The organism is Pandoraea sp. NPDC090278, from assembly GCF_044772185.1.
Classification (GTDB): domain Bacteria; phylum Pseudomonadota; class Gammaproteobacteria; order Burkholderiales; family Burkholderiaceae; genus Pandoraea.
The window spans coordinates 449,523-467,506 of record NZ_JBIVYJ010000003.1 but is presented as its reverse complement, the minus strand read 5'-3'; the positions used below and the strand labels follow the sequence as shown (position 1 = coordinate 467,506).

15 protein-coding genes are annotated in these 17,984 nt (G+C 58.9%); 1 reads left to right on the top strand and 14 read right to left on the bottom strand.

Features of this window, described 5'->3' with window-relative positions; genetic code table 11:
* Positions 1-40: 40 nt before the first annotated feature.
* The 11 genes from ACIQWO_RS14400 to ACIQWO_RS14350 all read right to left on the bottom strand — a co-directional run bounded on the left by ACIQWO_RS14400 (position 41) and on the right by ACIQWO_RS14350 (position 13,525).
* Positions 41-2,647, bottom strand: a complete 2,607-nt coding sequence (locus ACIQWO_RS14400; RefSeq protein WP_402824952.1) for a hypothetical protein — start codon at positions 2,645-2,647, stop codon at positions 41-43.
* Between the two features lies 1 nt (position 2,648).
* Positions 2,649-4,412 (bottom strand): transglycosylase SLT domain-containing protein, encoded by a 1,764-nt coding sequence (locus tag ACIQWO_RS14395; RefSeq protein ID WP_402824949.1) that lies wholly within the window; start codon positions 4,410-4,412, stop codon positions 2,649-2,651.
* A gap of 508 nt (positions 4,413-4,920) precedes the next feature.
* Positions 4,921-7,041, bottom strand: a complete 2,121-nt coding sequence (locus ACIQWO_RS14390; RefSeq protein ID WP_402824946.1) for a hypothetical protein — start codon at positions 7,039-7,041, stop codon at positions 4,921-4,923.
* Position 7,042: 1 nt separating this feature from the next.
* The gene (locus ACIQWO_RS14385) at positions 7,043-7,618 is read right to left on the bottom strand and encodes a hypothetical protein (RefSeq protein WP_402824943.1); all 576 of its coding nucleotides are present in this window, start codon (positions 7,616-7,618) and stop codon (positions 7,043-7,045) included.
* On the bottom strand, positions 7,618-8,046 hold the full coding sequence (locus ACIQWO_RS14380) for a GNAT family acetyltransferase (protein ID WP_402824940.1): 429 nt from the start codon (positions 8,044-8,046) through the stop codon (positions 7,618-7,620). The genes ACIQWO_RS14385 and ACIQWO_RS14380 overlap by 1 nt, the downstream gene beginning before the upstream one ends.
* Positions 8,043-10,310 (bottom strand): hypothetical protein, encoded by a 2,268-nt coding sequence (locus tag ACIQWO_RS14375; protein WP_402824937.1) that lies wholly within the window; start codon positions 10,308-10,310, stop codon positions 8,043-8,045. Before ACIQWO_RS14375 ends, ACIQWO_RS14380 begins: the two co-directional genes overlap by 4 nt.
* 9 nt (positions 10,311-10,319) lie before the next feature.
* Positions 10,320-10,940: a hypothetical protein gene (locus tag ACIQWO_RS14370; protein ID WP_402824934.1), complete on the bottom strand. Its 621-nt coding sequence runs from the start codon at positions 10,938-10,940 to the stop codon at positions 10,320-10,322.
* A gap of 15 nt (positions 10,941-10,955) precedes the next feature.
* On the bottom strand, positions 10,956-11,252 hold the full coding sequence (locus ACIQWO_RS14365) for a hypothetical protein (RefSeq protein ID WP_402824931.1): 297 nt from the start codon (positions 11,250-11,252) through the stop codon (positions 10,956-10,958).
* A 1-nt stretch (position 11,253) separates the two neighbouring features.
* Positions 11,254-11,706: a Bbp16 family capsid cement protein gene (locus ACIQWO_RS14360; protein WP_402824928.1), complete on the bottom strand. Its 453-nt coding sequence runs from the start codon at positions 11,704-11,706 to the stop codon at positions 11,254-11,256.
* A gap of 56 nt (positions 11,707-11,762) precedes the next feature.
* Positions 11,763-12,761 (bottom strand): major capsid protein, encoded by a 999-nt coding sequence (locus ACIQWO_RS14355; protein ID WP_402824925.1) that lies wholly within the window; start codon positions 12,759-12,761, stop codon positions 11,763-11,765.
* 11 nt (positions 12,762-12,772) lie between these two features.
* Positions 12,773-13,525 (bottom strand): hypothetical protein, encoded by a 753-nt coding sequence (locus ACIQWO_RS14350; protein WP_402824922.1) that lies wholly within the window; start codon positions 13,523-13,525, stop codon positions 12,773-12,775.
* On the opposite strand from ACIQWO_RS14350, the gene ACIQWO_RS14345 reads away from it, so the two are divergent.
* A complete protein-coding gene (locus tag ACIQWO_RS14345) occupies positions 13,524-13,859 on the top strand; it encodes a hypothetical protein (protein ID WP_402824919.1) in 336 nt (111 codons plus the stop codon). The genes ACIQWO_RS14350 and ACIQWO_RS14345 overlap by 2 nt on opposite strands.
* On the opposite strand, the gene ACIQWO_RS14340 is transcribed toward ACIQWO_RS14345, so the two are convergent.
* The 3 genes from ACIQWO_RS14340 to ACIQWO_RS14330 all read right to left on the bottom strand — a co-directional run bounded on the left by ACIQWO_RS14340 (position 13,841) and on the right by ACIQWO_RS14330 (position 17,702).
* The gene (locus tag ACIQWO_RS14340) at positions 13,841-15,484 is read right to left on the bottom strand and encodes a portal protein (RefSeq protein ID WP_402824916.1); all 1,644 of its coding nucleotides are present in this window, start codon (positions 15,482-15,484) and stop codon (positions 13,841-13,843) included. The genes ACIQWO_RS14345 and ACIQWO_RS14340 overlap by 19 nt on opposite strands.
* 275 nt (positions 15,485-15,759) lie before the next feature.
* Complete coding sequence (locus ACIQWO_RS14335; RefSeq protein WP_402824913.1) at positions 15,760-17,184, bottom strand: TerL; 1,425 nt, start codon at positions 17,182-17,184, stop codon at positions 15,760-15,762.
* The gene (locus ACIQWO_RS14330) at positions 17,181-17,702 is read right to left on the bottom strand and encodes a terminase small subunit (RefSeq protein ID WP_402824910.1); all 522 of its coding nucleotides are present in this window, start codon (positions 17,700-17,702) and stop codon (positions 17,181-17,183) included. Before ACIQWO_RS14330 ends, ACIQWO_RS14335 begins: the two co-directional genes overlap by 4 nt.
* Positions 17,703-17,984: the final 282 nt, after the last annotated feature.

Sequence of the window (17,984 nt, the reverse complement as noted above, 5' to 3'; positions counted from 1 at the left end):
GCGCTAATCCTCCTAGTACCAAGGTGCAGATTTCTGCGATTTACCCGGAAGCAGCGACACGCGAAAGATCAGGTCCACGTTGGGGTGCTGCGTCTCCCGGCCGCCAGAAATAATCAGATCCCGTCTCGCGCTTCTGTCGATTGATATTCCGTTGTGTTACGCCAGGCGACAGGTTCTCCGCAATGTTGTCCCACAGCAGCCGGTTCCAGATCGTCTTCCAGTACCAGAGATTCACGATGGGAAGATTGCTCTGTGCAACCTTTGCCAGATCGGCAGAAAGGTGTGTTTCCTTCCCCTGCCCTGCATCCTGCGCAGCGCGAGAGAGCGCACGAACGGGTTGAAACAGAGAGGACAGGACGGGCCCACCGACTACGCTCGAAAGCAGAGAGCCGTAATCCGTGCTGGTCAGGGATGCATTCAGCATGTCCCCGGCGAAGCCTGCACCGCCCCCTGTCGTGAAAGCCCTTGTCCAGAATCGTGCCGCATGTGTAGGGTTGTCGAACGGGGCTTCAGGATCTTGCCCGGCCAGCATGTTTTTCAACTGTACCGTCATCGCACCGATGAGCGTTGTGGACAGCACGAGCGCGGAGCCATAGGCCATCGGGTTCGCAAGCATTGGCGCGCCATCAGGCAGGTTCTGTCCACGCCATCCATAATCGCGCCCCATTTCCGCGATGCGCCCCCAATGTCTCGAAATCATGGCGATTGGGAACGACTTGAACTGGAGGAATGTCTTTTTCAGTTCACCGCCGATGGTGCCGGGCGTCGCTGCTGAAATGACCTTCGTCCGCAGATCAGGATTCAGTACCGCAAACTCGCCCTCTTCGCGCACGAGTGCAAGCAGTTTCGGAACCACATCGTTCGCCCGCGTATCGCCCGTGGCGAAGATGGAATCGGGCGTCAGGTACTTCTCGCCGTTGTAGTCTGCCGGTGTGGCCTTGTTCACCGTCGCCCAATCGTCCGCAGAGAATCCGCCGCGATCTAGCAAAGTGCGGTCCCATGCGTCGAGATCGCCCCACTTGGTGCCCATGATCTTGCCGTAACCTCGCATCATGTTCGCCTGGAAGGCAGTGCGAGTCGCATCGGTCCAACCGGTGACGCCGCCAAACTTCATCGTGGCAGCCGACAGGTTGCGTGCCCAACCCGTCGCGAGGTTATCCGTGCCCCACCGGTTCAGGCCATGTTCCAGCGTCTCGGCAATTAAACCTTGTCCAGTCAGCCATTCGCGGAAGTCCTTAGAGCCTGGTGACATCAATCGCCCGGCGTCGGCCAACGTACGGAAGAATGGCACGCGGTTATAGCCAGCGGATACGAACATCGTACCTACGTCACCAAAGGCCGCGAGAAGCGTGCCCTGCAGCTTGATCGCGCTCGTCGCAGTACGCGTGGTCTCGGCGATCTTAGCGAGCTTCGGATTGACCGGCGCGTTTGTCGCCCCAGTGACGTAATTCCAATACGCCCCGATGGACGTCATGCCACCTTCCAGCGTGCGCAGTTCCGTGTTGTCGTGCACGGCGGTGAGTTGCATCTGCGTCTGCATGTTCCGCGTCGGGTTCGGCCCATAGCGTTCGACCAGAGCGATATTCTTCGCCATGCCGTCGACGTGAGAGATCATCGAGTCGAGCATCGAGCCTTCGCCATACGCAGCGTTGTACGCGATGTGAGCGTCGGCGTCCTTGAAGTGCAGCACGCGGTGCTTGCTCCCTGAGTTGGCACGCGCGGCGTAGCCGGTGCTTTCGCCCGGCACGATCTTGCTGATGCCGCCGTATGCGATGGTGTCCCAGACACCCTGCTGACGCGGCTCGACCTGCCCCTTCGCCGCTGCGCTCCGACGCTCCCACGGCGTACGGTCTTCGCCCACCAGCATGCGGCGCACGGCGGCGTCATCCAGCGGATTGCCAGCGTCGTCCAGATAGCGGGCACGGTCGAGCAGTGGCATTACGAAGTCTGCCCATGCTGCGCGCTGCGTGTCGCTACCGTTGCCCATAACCTTCAGCGCCGAATGGCGGATCGGCACATAACCATAGTCGAGCTGACCGACGTCGCCACCAGCCGCGTTGAAGCGCTTGCGCATCGCATCCGTCGTCGCATTGATCTGCTGCGCAGCAGCTTTCGCCACATCGTTACCGGTGCTGCCGTCGGCGTTGCGGTAAATTTCGCGGATGATGTCTCGTTCCATCGCCGGGTTATCGACGTCGAATGCACGCGAAAGCCAGTTCTGCCCTTCCTTCATCGCGTCGATGGCCCCCATCATGTTGCGCATGTACGACGCCTTGATGCCTCCGGAGATGGCATATGTGTCCTCGATGTCGCCCTTCACGGCCTTCTCGCGAGCGCGCTTCGCGTAGGCACGGTCGGGATTCTCGAAGACGGCTTCACTGATACGGTTCGTGGTCTCGATCTGCTTGGCTACCTGCAACTGCTTACGGGCCTTCGCCAGTTCGGCTTCGTGAACAAGTTGATCACGCGCCCACTCGGCACCGGCACGAATGCGATCTGCCGTTGGGGTAGCGTCCCATGCGGCCGGGTCTTCCAGACGCTTCGCACGCATACCAGCGCGCACGCGGTTTTCAATAGCGTCAGTCTCTGCTTTCGTCAGCGTGCGGCCAGCGGCAGCTTGTACCGCGTCTATGCATTTATCGTGCATCTCAGATCCCTCGGGAGATAAAGCAGTTGGCGGCGACCTCGAACAGTTTCGAGTCTTCCAGCGTGGCAGCATGCTCGTCGTCGATCACTTTCATGACGTCGGCTAGGCGACCCTCGACCTGTCCCTGATTGGCGTCGACGTGGACTCGCGTGTCTGGTTCAAGCTCTTGGAGCGCTCGCAGATTGGCTTCCGTAGATGCGGCGGTCTCAGGCAGAGTAGGCGCGGCATCTACACCTCCCTGACGGATGAGGTCAACTCGCGGCGCTACGTGGATCGGCGCGGCGGCTTCTACGCCCCACACGTCTTGCACAGCACGTGACGCGCGCGGCGCGACGTCATCCGCCCGATATGCCTCCGCTACCTGACGGACGTAATCAGCGATGGGCGCGCGCTTCGTGGCTGGGACGTCCAATTGTGCGCGCTGGTCGCGCATCGCGGAAAGGTTCGACTCGGCGGCAGGCAACTGATTCGCGGCGCGCTGCGCCTCGGCGTTCTGGGCAATCGCACCCTGTAGTCGCTCGAGCCGAGCATCGAAGTCGGCCTGCATCTGCTCGACATGCTTCGTCGCCTCTTTCCGTGCCGCCTTGAACTTCTGGCCCTGCTGCTGGATCTGGTCCGTCAGCGCACGCACCTCGACGTCGCCTGGGCGTGTTCCCATCGAAGCAATCTCGTTGCGCGCCGCTGTTACAACGCCGGGGTCTCCCAGTTGCGCCGCCTGTCCGGCCAGCGTCTGGTAACCGTTCTCAGCGTCAGCGATCATGCCATCGAGCGCCTGAGCACGCAGAGAGTCGGTTTCGGTGATGTACCGAGCGACGTCGGGGAATGCTCCGGCGTTCATCTGCCGGGCGGCGAAGTCAGTCAGAGCCTGATGGGTGTTGTACGCGTCGACGTCGGAGATGCCGAACGGGTGCGCGTCGTCGAGCATGCGTCGCCCGTACATCGTGAGTGCGGCGTCGACCTGCTCGCCGCTCGGCGTAAAGCGCATCTGATCAGGGTTGACGCTGTAGTTGTCGAGGCGTTTGACGTAAGCAGCGGTCTCCGGCTTATTCGGCTCCAGACCGGCCATGACGCGTTTTGCCTGCAAGACGCCGCCGTTGTACTCAGCAGCAGCGGCGCGCACATTGCCGTTATACCGGTTGAGCAGATCACGCGCGTACAGGCCAGCAGCATTGATCGAGGCGACAGGATCGGTCGGGTCCGCGCCCTTGCCGTAAGCGGTCCAAGTGTCGTCGATGAACTGCATGACGCCCTTCGCGCCCTTCGGACTGACCTGATCACTATTCGAACGCTCGCCTGCATTTTTTATGAACAGAAGGAACGCAGGCGGCACACCGTTTTGCTGGGCAACCTGTGTGGTATACGCATCAAGTGATGCATGGTTGTACGGCAGCGCCTTTCGTTCAGCGACCGGCATCGCCGTCAGATCAGGGGGCGGCGCGAGGGAGCCAGCCGGGCGATCCCTGATAGCACGAATACCGTGTGCACCAGCGCCCATCGCGCCAGCCATCAAGGTCGCCGCACCGATGTTCACAGGGTCCAGCGGGTCAATCTGATCGGCAAGCGACTTGTAGTCGGCATTACGCAGAATGGCTTTCTCTGCCACACCCTGCCCAATTGCCATGCCCGGTCCGCCAACAGCGACGAGCCCTGCTGTCCGTGCCACGGTGCCGCCCGCCACCGGTAGCACAGCACCGGCGGCACCGAATGCGCCAGACACCGCGCCAACGGCGGTACGTGTGCCGATGTCAACGCCTTCACGCTTCAATTCCTCGGCGCGGCCCAGACCGAACGACGCACCGCCAACTGCCGCCCCAGCTAGAGGTCCAGCCAGAACGGCTGCAGGAAGGATCTGCGTTAGACCAGAGACTGCCCCCTGCACGACTTGATCAACCCGAGACGAATCAGTCGGGTTCGCCTTGAATGTGTCCGCGAGATCATATGCAGCAGAACCAAGCCGCGATTCGAACAGGTGGCCACCCCGCGCCTTTGCCACCGACTCATTGACGTGCTTGTCCACGAGTTCGGCTGAACCGGGATTCAGGGCGGCCCCGGCTGAAAGCGTTGGATCGACATATGCCTGCGTTGCTCCAGCCGCAAGATCGGATGCTGCGCCGAACAGCGTCGTGACACCCTGCCCCAACCCTCGACCGACTGCGCGCGTCAGAGAACCGATAGAGGTGCCGACGTCAGGACGAGTCACTGGCAATGGTAGTTGATCGGACGTACGGAGGAATTGGCCTGTTGAATCGGCGTAAAGATCATCGATTGGCACATCAACCTCCGAACGGGTTATCTACTTGCGCGGCTGGTGCCACAGCGGTCGGCGTAGCTTGCTGCCCGAGGTTCAGATGCACCGTGACAGGTCGCCCCATCACGTCATTTACGAAATGCTGCCCGGCCTGCACCGCATACGTGCCGCGCACGCCGACGCGCACGAGCTTGTAGCTGGCGAATTTCTTCATGAAGTCCGCTGCCGGTATCTCGTCGCGCCCCACGTACACGGCACCAATGGGGGCACCGTTCACCGTGTTCTCGATGTTGCCGGTGCCCGCAGCTTTCACGCTGTCGGAGAACTGTGATTCCGTCCAGCCATAAGGCATCGCAACTCGGTTCGGCTCACCGTTGAAGCGCGTTCCACCGGTATTCGTAATGCCACCGGTTGCCGCGTTGATACCGTTCTCAATATCGGTGGAGTTCGGCGCGGTACGACCATTGCGCGCGGCGCTACCGATGGCGATGTAATACGCCATACGTTTCGAATCTGCTTCTTGCTCTGCGGGCAGCACTCCGTTGATCTTCGTGGCGATCTGGCTGTTCAGGCCACTTCCGGCGATATCCTCCACCTTCACAGTCTTGTCCTTGATGGCCTGTTGACCAGAAAGAATGAATGCCGACACAGGCGTGCCACTGGTGGTGACAAGCGGATTGCCGTTGCCGCCGCCAGCACCAGCTTTCAAAGCGAGGGACATAGACTCGTCTTTCTCCTTCCATTGCTTGGCCAGATCACCAATTCGGCCAGCACCACCAAACGCACCACCGATCTGATTCACCAACTGTGCACGCTGATCGATAGGCAAGGCGTTGACAGTTCTAAGCACAGAATCTGCCTCGTCATTTGTCAGGAGAGAAACAGGGCGTCCGGCAGCAGAGTCGACCAGCGGGGCTATCGATGCGCGCCCCGCAAGTGACGAAACCAGATTCTGTGGAGAAGTCGTATCGACCGGCGGCAACGTTCCAATTCGGCCCCGATCCAGCGCGGCATTCCACGGGTCCTTCGTGTACGCCTCTACGCTAGCCGTGTAGATCTGCTGACGTTGCTTAATGGCAGCCATCGTCGCCGGGTCTGTCCCTTGTCCCGGAGTATTGGCCGTAGCCTGATATCCATGAAGCTCACCACGCATTTCTGCCAATGACTTCGATGCGAAGCCAGACATGCTGGATGCTTCATAAATCAATTTCTGCGCATCCGCCGAAGACGAGGTGCCAGCCGTTTCCGTAAGTAGCTGGTTCTGAAATTCCGGCGAAAACTGCTTCCCCTGCGTGAACAGATCGAGTGCGGAGTTGTACGTCTTTACGCCCTGCGTCTCACGCGCGTTCTGCTCGGCAACAGCACGATTCTGTATCTGGTTCACCAGCGTATTTGCATGGTTTTGCAAAACGAGCGCGCGCTGAGGCTGCAGGTTGTTAACCCACTCGTAGCCCGCAGGCGGCTTCTGATCAGGAGAAAGAGTCAGGGCCGAGAGTGCGGCCTGCGGATCGTCGTTTACCATGCGAAGGCCCGCAGCATACGCAATCGTGTGCTTGGAGTCCGTCATAAGCTTCTGACGGACGTCGGGCGGCAACTTGGACGTGCTCAAGGTCGCCTGGGCCGATGCTGCGCGATCCAAATAATGACTCGGATCACGGGACACGGCTAAGGCGTCCGCTTCGTTTGCCGACTGATACTGAGACACACGCTGGTCTTGTCGCTGGCCAGCTTCCCAACGAACTGCACTCGCGCCTAGCGTCTGTCGCAGATTGCCGAGTTGCGCTTGATAGTAGCGCTTACTCGCTGCGTCAGGGGCGTTACCAATGGCCTCTTTCGCATAATTGTCGAACTCCGTCAGGAGCGTTGGCGTGAAATCAGGGGCACCGGGACGGGCATTGTTCTGCAGCTCCGTCATGCGGTTCTGCCACTTGACGTAGTCCGTACTGCTAGCCTGCGATACCCATGCGCGAGCATCCTCCTGATTCTGCTGCTCAAGAACGTCTGCCCCGAGTTTCAATGCGCCACCAACCTGCGCAAGTGCTTGCCCGGTGTTGTCCTGAACAGCAACGCCAGGCGCTCTGGAAACCGGGGCATTAAGCGCCGGACCATTCTGCTGCTGGTACTGAGGAATTGGAATCTTCGGCATATCAGGTCAAGTAGGGAATTTTCGCCATGCCATACGGGCCATACAGGGTGGAAAGCCCACTTGACGCCCCAGCACCAGCAGTCGCGGCAGGTGCCGCCATCAGTTTTGCGGCACCTGCACCACCAGCTAATGCGCTAGCGGCCGCACTGACATACGACGCTGTTCTGGCACGAGACGCGGACTGGCGCAACGTATCAGCCTGATACCGGTACATGCGGCCTTCTTGCTCGTAGTTCTGCCCGGTAAGAATCCCCTCATACCTGGTCTGCAAAGCGTCAAGTTCCGCATTTCGTGTGCTTTGAAGTTGGACATCCAGCGCAGAACCACTGCTAGGGTCAACACCAGACTCAGCCGAAGAAGCGCGTTGCTGCCCCAATGCTTGAGCAGCACTACGACGTTGAGCACCCTCTCGCTGCACGCCAGCGGCATAAGCACCGCGTGCTGCAATATCGCTCGAAGTAGCGTTGTAGTCTGCGGCGTCAGCTTGCTGATTAAGACTTTGGGCTTGGTTGGCTCCATTCACAAGGGAACCAACTGTCTGAAATGCGGCGGCGCCGATAAGAAGCGGAATGGCCATTATTTGACCCTCGCAAACAGGAAAATGTCACGACCATCAGTCGTGTACTTGCGCATCAGTCCTTCGCACTCAAAGCCAAGGCGCTTGGCCCAGCGGACGCCTGCATCATGTCTCGCGTCAACCTTCATCTCGATCCTGTTCCACGGCGCTTCAGCAATTACGCCCTGAGCTACACGATGGACATGCCTGAACGTACGAAGCGCGTCGTCCGACAACAACGTCCATGCCTCCGCTCTCCCCGGCCATTGCTCAGCAACTCCACCACACGCGACAGGCTTGCCGTCCTTCAAGACCGTCCAACCAACGCCAGTCTGTCCTGCGATGGTCTCTGCGTACTCTCGAGTCAGCAGCGCTTGCGCGAACGCCTGGGCAGGCTGCAACTCTATGAACAACAAGTGTTCAGCTCGAAGACGCTCAACGATCATCATCGGTCGTCACTCGTCTGAACGATTGGCATAAGCGCAACCAGCGTTGCTGGCAACGGCTGATCGTTGACATACCAAAGTCGTTGGGTTCCGCTGTAATCGCTATCCAGTTCAATTGGGTCAGTATCACCAGTGAACAGTGGCGGGGCTTGATCCATAGCGTTTGAAGGTCGGCGAAACTGCAACTCTTGCAAATTGCTTTCATCCGTTCCAACCTTGCCTCCGAGCGTCCGATGCATCCGAATCACCATATCGGATACACGTTGAGTCTTACCTTGAGCTGTGCCATCCGCCGCACCTGCATTTAGTCGCATCGTGGCCACTCTTGCCGGTGCAGGAATCCCGACGTGGACTACCGACCCTGCTTCCTGCAATTCAATGGTGCCCCCAACGACGACACGCTTCGGATGCGTGGCTCCGTCAACCAATACGTCAACGTTTTGCCCTTCGAGGTGTGACAACCCGGAAATCGTTTCGGTTGGCTCGCCTCGGTAGCTAAGCCCTGAATCCACATAAAAGGCATTGGCCTGCGGTGAGTCATCGTCAAGCGGTGGCTCAAGCCACTCGACGTACCGGACGTCAACGCCGTTGATTCGGCGTCGAATGATTGCCCACAGGTCATCGCTCGTGCCATCGGGCGACGGCATCGTCTCCAATGCCTCAACTTGACCATTGGTAGACGGGCTCCTTGCCCAACCGTACACGTCGCTTCGACCAACTTCCTGGTCATACGTCAATCCGATCAGAACACCATCGGCGCGGCATGCCCAGATGATCGAATACGGTTCCTGCTGGAACGCGATATCGACCACGCCTGTGCTCGTAATGTGGTCAGCCAACTTCGCTGTATCGCTGGAAATGAAGTTGTCACTGCTGTAGTCGTACTGGTAGTCACGCAGCTTTTTGCCGCTTGCCTGAATGAACAGCACGCGGCCGCTCGCCTCGACAGGCTGAATGAGACGAGAGCCGTATGCAGTGCGCTTCACGGCCTGCACATTCCCCGGGCCGAGCGCCTGATTTGCCTGAATCGGTTGGACTACCCATTCGTCGCCGTCGGTGCCGACGAGCAACTGCTCAGACTCAACGAGCCAGACGATTTTGTTGATCTGCTTCGCGTTGAGCGTAAGGCGGATTGCGGCGTCAGCCGCAACCTCACCGTCGATCTTCGAAGAAAAGTTCTCGAAGTCGCCAGACACGGAAATAGCAATGTCTCGACGTCGAGCAAGCACTAGACGCTCGCGCCAGAACGCTCCATGCTCTGGCCAGCCCTCAACGCTGGAGAACAGCGAGTGCGCCCACTTCCACGTTCCGGTACCGGTAGCCACATCGCTAGGGAGTTCGCTCACCACGTTTCCACTCGCATGAGTGGAGTCGGTAACCGTGTTGAGGATTACCATGCCGTAACCAGCATGCAGGAATAGCCACTCGACACCGATAGGACCACGCTGATCGTTATCGATGTCTACACCATCGCCATCCCAAGCCATACCCTGCGTGTGAATTGGCGTACTTGTCCCGGTTACAGGATTCCCACCCGATCCCGTCCCAACGGCAACGCATTTGTAGACCCGTGCGTCTACACGTCGAATATCCCCGACATTCACCTCTTGGTATACCGCCCACGGCTTTGCCGCAGAAAGGTCAGCCGATTCGAGATAGAACAATGTCCCGACGTGACCGGCTTGGAAAATACCTTGTGACGCTACAAGCGTGACGGCACCGAGCGTTGAACTCGCCACGACTGTTGTGCCTTTTGCCGTGTTCACATCCTTGAACGGGCCATTCGCAAACGTGATCTTCTCGAACGTGAACGATGTCGCCGTGACGCGCAAGAGCTTCTGAACCGGATACTTCGGATGGAACACATACATCGTGTCGGCCGACTGAACCGTATGAATCTGGCACATTCCGTTTGCATCAGTCAGATCGGCCCACGAATACGGCGTAACCACTTCAACCGGCGTCGTACCGTCGACAAGAATCCCGCGATCAACATAGAACCGGATGTAGTTACCACCAAACTCCAGCATGTATGAGATGGTCTCGGACACCTGGAATCGGACGAGCCACGCGCGTCCAGTTGAGTCTTTGATGGGATTGACGAAGCGGAACCCACCGCGACGGATCGCCGGACCTTGGACAGTAGGGATGAAATTCTCCAGCCGATAGCACCCGTTCGGGTACTTGGCGATGTCTACTCGGCCTTCCAGTCGAGGGGACAGTTCACCGGCGTCGAAGCTGGTCGTGATCGGGGCGGCCTTTGCCACGCGTTCCTCCTAGCGCCAGCGGCGTTCGTAATCGTAGGTCGAGCCAGCACCACGCGACTCAAGCCATGTGTCATCTGAGAGAGGTTGCGACGGCCGCTCAATGGCATTCATACGAATCGCAGTGCGTACAGCCGCGTCATACTCGCCTGCAGCCAACTGGCGCTTGGTAGCGCTTTGCGTGAGCGCTTCGCATGACTCGACCGCAAGGCGACAAGCAAACGCCTCGATAAAGAGCGCATCGAACAGGTTTGGATCGGTAATCCGCTTGATATAGCGAATGTTCAGCGGAGCGCCAAGGTTCGTGAGGATCTGGCCACCCTCGATGCTGAAGAGGCCACGCGTATCGGTCTTGGGATAGACGATCAGCGCGCCAACCTGAATGAGCGATAGATAATCGGCCGGGAGTTGGAACGCGCTTTCGAAGTCGAACAGCGGAGGCGTAGCCAGCGCGGCAAGCTTGGCGCGAGCCTTGGCGAAATGCCAACGATGCGCACGAAGCTCCGCATCACGCACAGTCTCGAACATGGACGCGATTGTCGTCGCTGACTTCGATGTATCGTCAAGCGAAGTGATGCGCGCTGCACCAATTTTGGTGAGCGCGCGGTTTGCGATGAGGACGTCGGACGCCACGGGATTCCTAGCCGGTTACAGCGACTCGCCTACGCCCTGATCGCCGGGCGTATCGGTCGAGGTCGATTTCTTCACGCGACGCCCACCGGACTCCCCCTGCGCAGTACCGGGAGAGCCAGGAATCTCGGTCGAGGTCTCGTCGTCATCTACTGGGACCATCCATTTCCCGGGCTTTCCCGAGTAGTTGAAGATCTCACCTTCTTCGACGATCTTTACAACCCGACGCTCACCAAGCGCAGAATCCCCACGCTTGGTCGGCTGTACTTCGTCGACGTGGATCTGGCCACGCTGCAGTGCACGGTAGAGTCCCATATCACGCCACCACGAAGCCGGACTTGTACGTCTTGCGGCCTTGCGCGTCCTTCACGATGAACGCCGAAAACTTGCCAGCCGTGAGGGGACCGGTTGCCACCGTGTAGCGAACGCCAAGGTAGCGTTCATAGTCACCGCCCGGGAGCTTCACGCGAACCAGTTCTTTACCGGCCGTCATAGCGGCAAGAGCCAGCGCTGGCGTTTGGTAGTGGACCGTGGGCGATGTCGCGAGGTTTGCCGTACTGTCAGACTCCAGCGAAATCGCTACCGTAGCGGCACCGGCTGCTGCGGCTGCTTCGTCGCACTGAACAACCAGCCATACATCCGGCTCGCCATCGCCCAGATCGACAATCGGGTTTTTGTTAGACGGGTTCGTGTCGATCACGTTCGTCGAAACGGCGGTAGCCGTAACCGCTTGGCTATCCGAGAATTCTTCGGTCTTGTCGAGAATCATTTTTCTCTCCTAGGGAGTGCCGCCGGTAGGCACGCGCCCACCGGCTGGAGCATCGCTTACGAAACGACAGCTTCCGTGTTGAGGATCTGATCGACAGTGCCAATCGGAATGTCAAGGAACGTCGTCTGGAACTGACCGGCTGCTTCGCGAATCGACAGCGCATTGCTCGACTTGTTCAGGGCCATCTTGTCCAGAGCGGCGCGCACCGTACGGTTGCCGTAAAGGCGCGGCATCACGCCATCGAGCGTAGGGAAACGGTGCTTGGCGTCGATCAGAAGGTCGATGAGCTTCTGATTCGCCATCGTGCCCGTACCGGACGACAGATCCGAAACGTCGATGTTTGCGATACGCACGACGTAGCGCCAGTCCTTAACGACCAGCCCACAGTCCCACTGGTACAAATCCATGTAGGCGCGGAACCGATTGTTCGAACCGTCGAATGCGTCACCTTCGCCGAGATCGCGATGCGAAAGGCCCGCCTTCGAATTCTTCGGATAGATACCGAAAACGGTGCGCTTGCCCCAGCCCACCATCCAGATCGACGTATTGTCAGCCCCGCTGCCGCCTGCATTGATGATGTTTTGAGACGTTCCGCCGCCCGCAATCGTCGAGTAACGCGGCGTAAAGCCGTAGAACTGCTCCGGGTTGATCGAGGTGTCGCCGTACAGCAACGCCGTGCAGAAGTCCTGCCCCATCTTCTCGATGAAGGCGTGCGACTCGTCCAGGCGGAACGTAGCCGGATCGTTAGCCATATTCACGGCCTTCACATCGGCTTCGCTGCGGGCTTCGAGCATGCGGCATGTGTCCGTGACTTGAGCCGTGGTGCTCTTCGACGGCGGCGTGCCCTGATACAGCTTGCGCCACACGGTCGCCGGGTAGCCGGTGCGAATGGTGCTCTGATTGCCGGTCGGCAGGTTGCCCTCGACAAACGGAATGTCGAGGACAATCTGATTGCTTTGCGAAAGCATCTCGGCCACATCGGCGGTATCGCCGTTCGGGTCGAGGCGCTTGGCGATGTCGATGATGCCAAGGTTATTGGCGCCGATGATGGCCATGACGTTCTCCTTTAGGACTTAGCCTGCATGCTCGGGAACATTCGGGCAGCTCGTGCAGCATCCGGATCTACCGAACCCGCCTCACTCCCGCCACTACTGCCCGGATTAAGCGTTCCCTCACTCAATCCTTGACCGATCCGCTGAAACACGCGGATGGTCTCCACGTCTCCCAACTGGCCGGAAATCTTGTCGATCGACTCGGGGTTGATGCCAAAGGCTCTCATCGTCCTACGCCCGAGCTCTAGATTCGTTTCGTACTGACCGCCCCATTCACTTTTGAGTGCGGTCATTTCCTGCTGAACCTTCTGTTGGTGCGCGGCTACCTGCGCCGCCTGTGCTGAGTTCCATTCAGCCGTTAGAGCCTTCGCCTGCTCTACAGGAATACCGGCCTTATGAAACCAGCCAGCTGCCTGTTTTGCGAACGCTCCATCTTGTCCATTCGGCACCGGCAACTGATATGCATCTGCCGACTCCGGAATCGTGTATTTGGCCTCGACGTCACGCAGCGCTTTCACTGCTTCGCCAGCATCTTTGAACCCCTTCTGCTCGGCAAACGTCTTAACATCGGCATCGGTGAGAGATTGCAGCCATGAAGTCGCAGATTCCTGCGAACTTGCAGCACCGGCCGCTGCTGCGGAAGCCACGCCACCAGATTCGCCAGAGGCACCAGTTGCAGCCGCGCCAGCAGCTGCGGCGTCGCCTCCACCACCTGCCGCGCCGCCTGCGGACCCTGCATCGCCACCTGCGCCAGATGCCTCGTCCATGAGTACCATTCGTAGAAATCGCTTAATCATCGCTTCGGTCCTTGATTTGGTTGAGTTGCTCTTCGGTGAGATTGAGGTAATAACGAAGTCGATTGAAGACTTCTCGCCGACCCTCGGCCAGCATGGTTGCGTGCGTATCGATCACACGCGAAACAGGAGAGACAACGACCGTCGTCTGATTGACGCGACAGAACCGCTCCAAGTCGCCCATTACGATTGCGGCAGCGGTGGTGAGCTTTCCATCACGGTCGAGGAAGCAGGATCGATACGAGGATCGGCGTGCGGCCATCCGTCGAACGAGGTCAAATATCTTTGTCATATGCGTGCGTTTTGAACGGTGGCATTGGCGTCAGCGAGATCCTTCGCCGCGCCTGCGGCAACAGGAGCAGCCTGCAGCAACGCAGCGGCTTGAGCCTGCTGCTGCGCGGCTTCGTCTTCCTGCTGAACGATTTCTTCGGTATTAACGAACTTCGATGGGACGCTATAGATGTCAGCGAGACCGCGAACGATCTGCTCGCTGTTCATCACGCGTGCTGCGCGAGGATCGGCCTGGATGAACGGGGCCGATGCCTGTTGCCAGCGAAGAACTGATATCCCTTCCTCCGCGCGCATCGCCCGATTCAACGGGCTGTCGTACTCGACCGATACACCGCCGCCAGCCTCGATCAACTCATCCGGCATTTCCGGCAGCAGTCCGGCGTGATAAGCGATGTCAATCTCACGCTCGATCATCGAGCCGAGCATGTCGGACTGAACGCGGCCCATGCTCGGCGCGAGCAAGATGCCTTTCTCTTGGGCGCGCTGCAGGACCTCTGTCGCGGTCATCTGCGGACTGTCTACGAGGATCTGGAACAGGTTCACGTAGAACGCCAGGTTGATCACCTCGCGCTTCTGATTCGTGTAGTCGATGCCGATGTCGACCCGCTGTCCGGTCAGCAATGGCTTGACCAGTTCGTTACCCTTATCGTCCATGCCTCCCCAGTTGAGGGAGCCAGAGCGAAGGTCGAACCCTTCAAGCGCGCCGTCCTCCGGGAGAAGCAACGGTGGGTCAACGGCCTTCTGCGCGCCCTTGATATTGGTGCGCTCCATCTCGTTGACCATGTTGATATCAGGTAGCGCATCCATTGCAGGACTAGCGCCATACTGGCTATCGTCGTCAGCGTAGAAACGAGCAATCGGCACCGGGAATGTCCGGAAACCGCCTCGATTGACGATCTTGCCGCCCTCAATCGCGATCCATAGCGATTCAAACGGCATGTTCTGCGGATCGACCTTCGTCACGTCCCTGTCGAACCGAGGCTGAACGACGTGCAGAAAGTCGAATACCTTCTCCGGCTCGCGCTCAAGAAGGTTGGCCATGCCGACAGGAAGATTCTGTTTCCCGAACTTCCGAGCAGCTTGGCGCACCGTCAGCGGCCAGCACATGTAAGCCTTATCGACAACGCCCTGATCATTCTCGGCGAAGTACAGACGCTGAATAGGCACGCGTCGATAGAGCGCCCCGTTGCTCGATACAGAGTCCTCAATCATCAGACCGCCGGACCCAAATGCCCCCAGCGAGGTATAGACCTCGCCCATGTTCTGCTGGAACGCTGCACGCCACCGATACCGCATCGTGAACAGGACGTTAGTGACCTGTTCCAGATACGCCTTGACGTTCGGGTTGTCGGCAAGCGCCTCGTTCTCAGCCTTCAGCCCATGCCACTTCTGAGTTCGCGGCGTGATCATGGAATCCATCGCCGCCGAGAAATGGCGAAGGCCAAGCGATGCCGTGGCGTCGTACATCTTCGACGTACGCACCGTGCCAGGCTGTCGCTTGCCTCGATTGAACCCAGGGTGACGCGGCAGGACGCGATCAACGACCTGATTCCATTGCTCTTCGAACGCCCATCGGTCGTTCTTGAGTTGGGTTAGCTGGGCGAGCGCCCGACTGACGACGAGCGAATCGTCATTCGTCATGTCGTCACGCCCCCAACAGCGTCTTGGTTGCGACGGACGACGTCGGCACCGTAGCTGTGTCGCCTGCGAGAATGGTGGAAGCAGTGCCGCGTCGACGGCGCAGACGGTCGGCCTCTTGGTCAACCTGCGTCTGAGTGTCCGTCACTGCGGGCGGGGCGGCAGGCTTGGGCGGGTCTGGGAGTGAAGGGCTTCCGCCCCCGAACAGGTTCATGATGCGCGCCTATGTGCTTTGTACCCGCACAATCTAGGCGCGACATCACGCAGAGTTCTGCGATTCAATCAGTGGTAGCGCGTGACGAGCGGTTCACGGATACACGCTTTCTGCCGAGGACTTCTCGATGCTCGCCACCACCGAGCAGCAAATATTGCAGCGACTCGGCAACGTGGGAAAAGGTGTTCTTGTCGGGCTTATCGGCAAACCGCTCCCCCGAAACCTGCAGACGCTTGTAGCAATACCCACCGCTCATTGCCTTGCGCAGCACCTTGCAATCTGGATGCACAAGTAGCCCGGGCTCGCCGTCTATCAACCGCCCGAGAGCACCATCAACTGCCTCGACCCGGATCAAGAAATCATTCGTCGGCGCAGGCTTTGCAACGAGGTCTGCAGCCTTGAGCATCTGGAACGGCGTGCTCTCGTCCGACTGCGCGCGGGAGTCTCCAGCAGGGTCGCCCGTCAGCGTGCCGATGTCGAAGCCCGGATACATCTGGGCCACGTGGCTCTTGATCTCACGGGCAAAAGACTTCGCGCCCATGTTGGTTGCCACCAGCTCAGAACGAACCTTCCATGCCCCCATGAGCGTGCGCTGCCCAAATGTGGCGGCAGGCGTCAGTCCAAAGTCCATGCCGATGAGGATAGGCTGCGACTTGTTCAACTCGAACGCACGGCAGTGAATCGAATCGACGTAGCCTGAATAGATCGGCTTACCGTCCATGACGAAGCCGTATTCATTGGCAAGGTTGACCTTGATCCACTCCTGCTTTTTACCCTGCATGCCGCGCTCGTAATATCTGGGCGGCAGGTTCTTCAGATTCTCTGCGTCCGGATTGACCATCCATCCGTCGCCGTCGCGGATTACCCCTCCTGGCTGGCTTAGGAACAGATACCCCTCTGGCTTTTCTTCTTCGGCTGCCTTGTAGTACCAGTGGTCATTGTCCGGGGCGTTCGTGTCACCGAAGATCCCAAACCACGTAGGACGGACGTTCTTTGGATACCGGCCGACACGCAAGTCCAGCATGTCGATAATCGCCTTCGCCAGTTCCTTGACTTCGTTGACCCATGCGAACGTTGCCTGCAAGCCTCGCAGCTTCCGCTCATGCTCGGGCCTGTCCAGTGCGATGAACACCATCTCAGACTCAACGCGAGTGCCGTCGTCAAGATCGAACGAAAGGTAATGCGTCGGTGGCTCGAGACCACCACCGACAAATCGGCCGAGATCATCGAACATGTCGCGCCAGTCCTTGACCGTGGTCGACAACAGGTCAGGATAGGTATTGCGAACAGCAATCCCTCGACTTCGCCTCACGCCCTCAGAGTCCGGCTCCTGCTCGATCATCGCCGTGAACGCCTTCCAGCAACTGGCGTTCGTCTTCCCCGAACCGAGCGGCCCCTTGATGAATACCCGGGGATCGCGCGACATGATGTAGCGCTCCAAGGTTTCGCCTTGAGGCTTGTAGTGAAACTGAATCTCTTCCTGGCTCATTTGTCCTTGCGTCCCGTCAGATCCTTCACAGTCACCTTCGGACGAAGCGTCAATTGCAACTTGTCGTTGAGCATGCCGAGGTGGCGCATTGCCAGCGCGAGAGCAGATCCCTTGTCGAATACCTTGGCCTTTTTCGTGTATCCAACGTGTTCCCGAGACTCCCCGCTACCGGCGAACTCCTCAGTGACGTCAACGCCAGAGAGAACGGCAGCCGCCTCATCATCCAGTTCATGCGGGGCCTTCATAGATCCGTCTTCGCGATACAGCTTGCGAATGTCGAAGAATGCGATTCGCGCCAATTCTTGCAGTACTCGATCTTGAGTAATCTCCGTCCGGCGTTCACGATCCTTCATCCTTTCGGCTACAGCCTCCGAAATCTGAGGTTTGCTCAGGTTCTCTGCACCAATGGCATATGCCGTCTTTTCGCTGTACCCAGCCCGAATCGCCGCTTGCGTAGCGTTCAGGTCAATCAGGTACTCATCGACGAATCGTTGCTGTTTCTTTGTAAGCTTTGCCACGATTCCCCCGTTAGATCCTTGCCCCGGCTTGATTGCGCAACGGCGCCGGACGCGTCGGCGCTTGCGCCCGCTGCTTCCCGGTCTTGTTTGACCAAAGAGTTAGAAGCATCTCCCCTCTCCAGTGCCCGGGCTGCGCACCGGCGATATAAGTGCGGAGCGCGCTTTCGCTAACGCAGCCGTTCAAAGCACCACAGATCTCCCCGTGATCCATGCCAGTTCGCTTTAGATCGAAGATCAGTTCGGACCAATCGAAGTCTCGTGGCGTGAGCATTCATCTCTCCC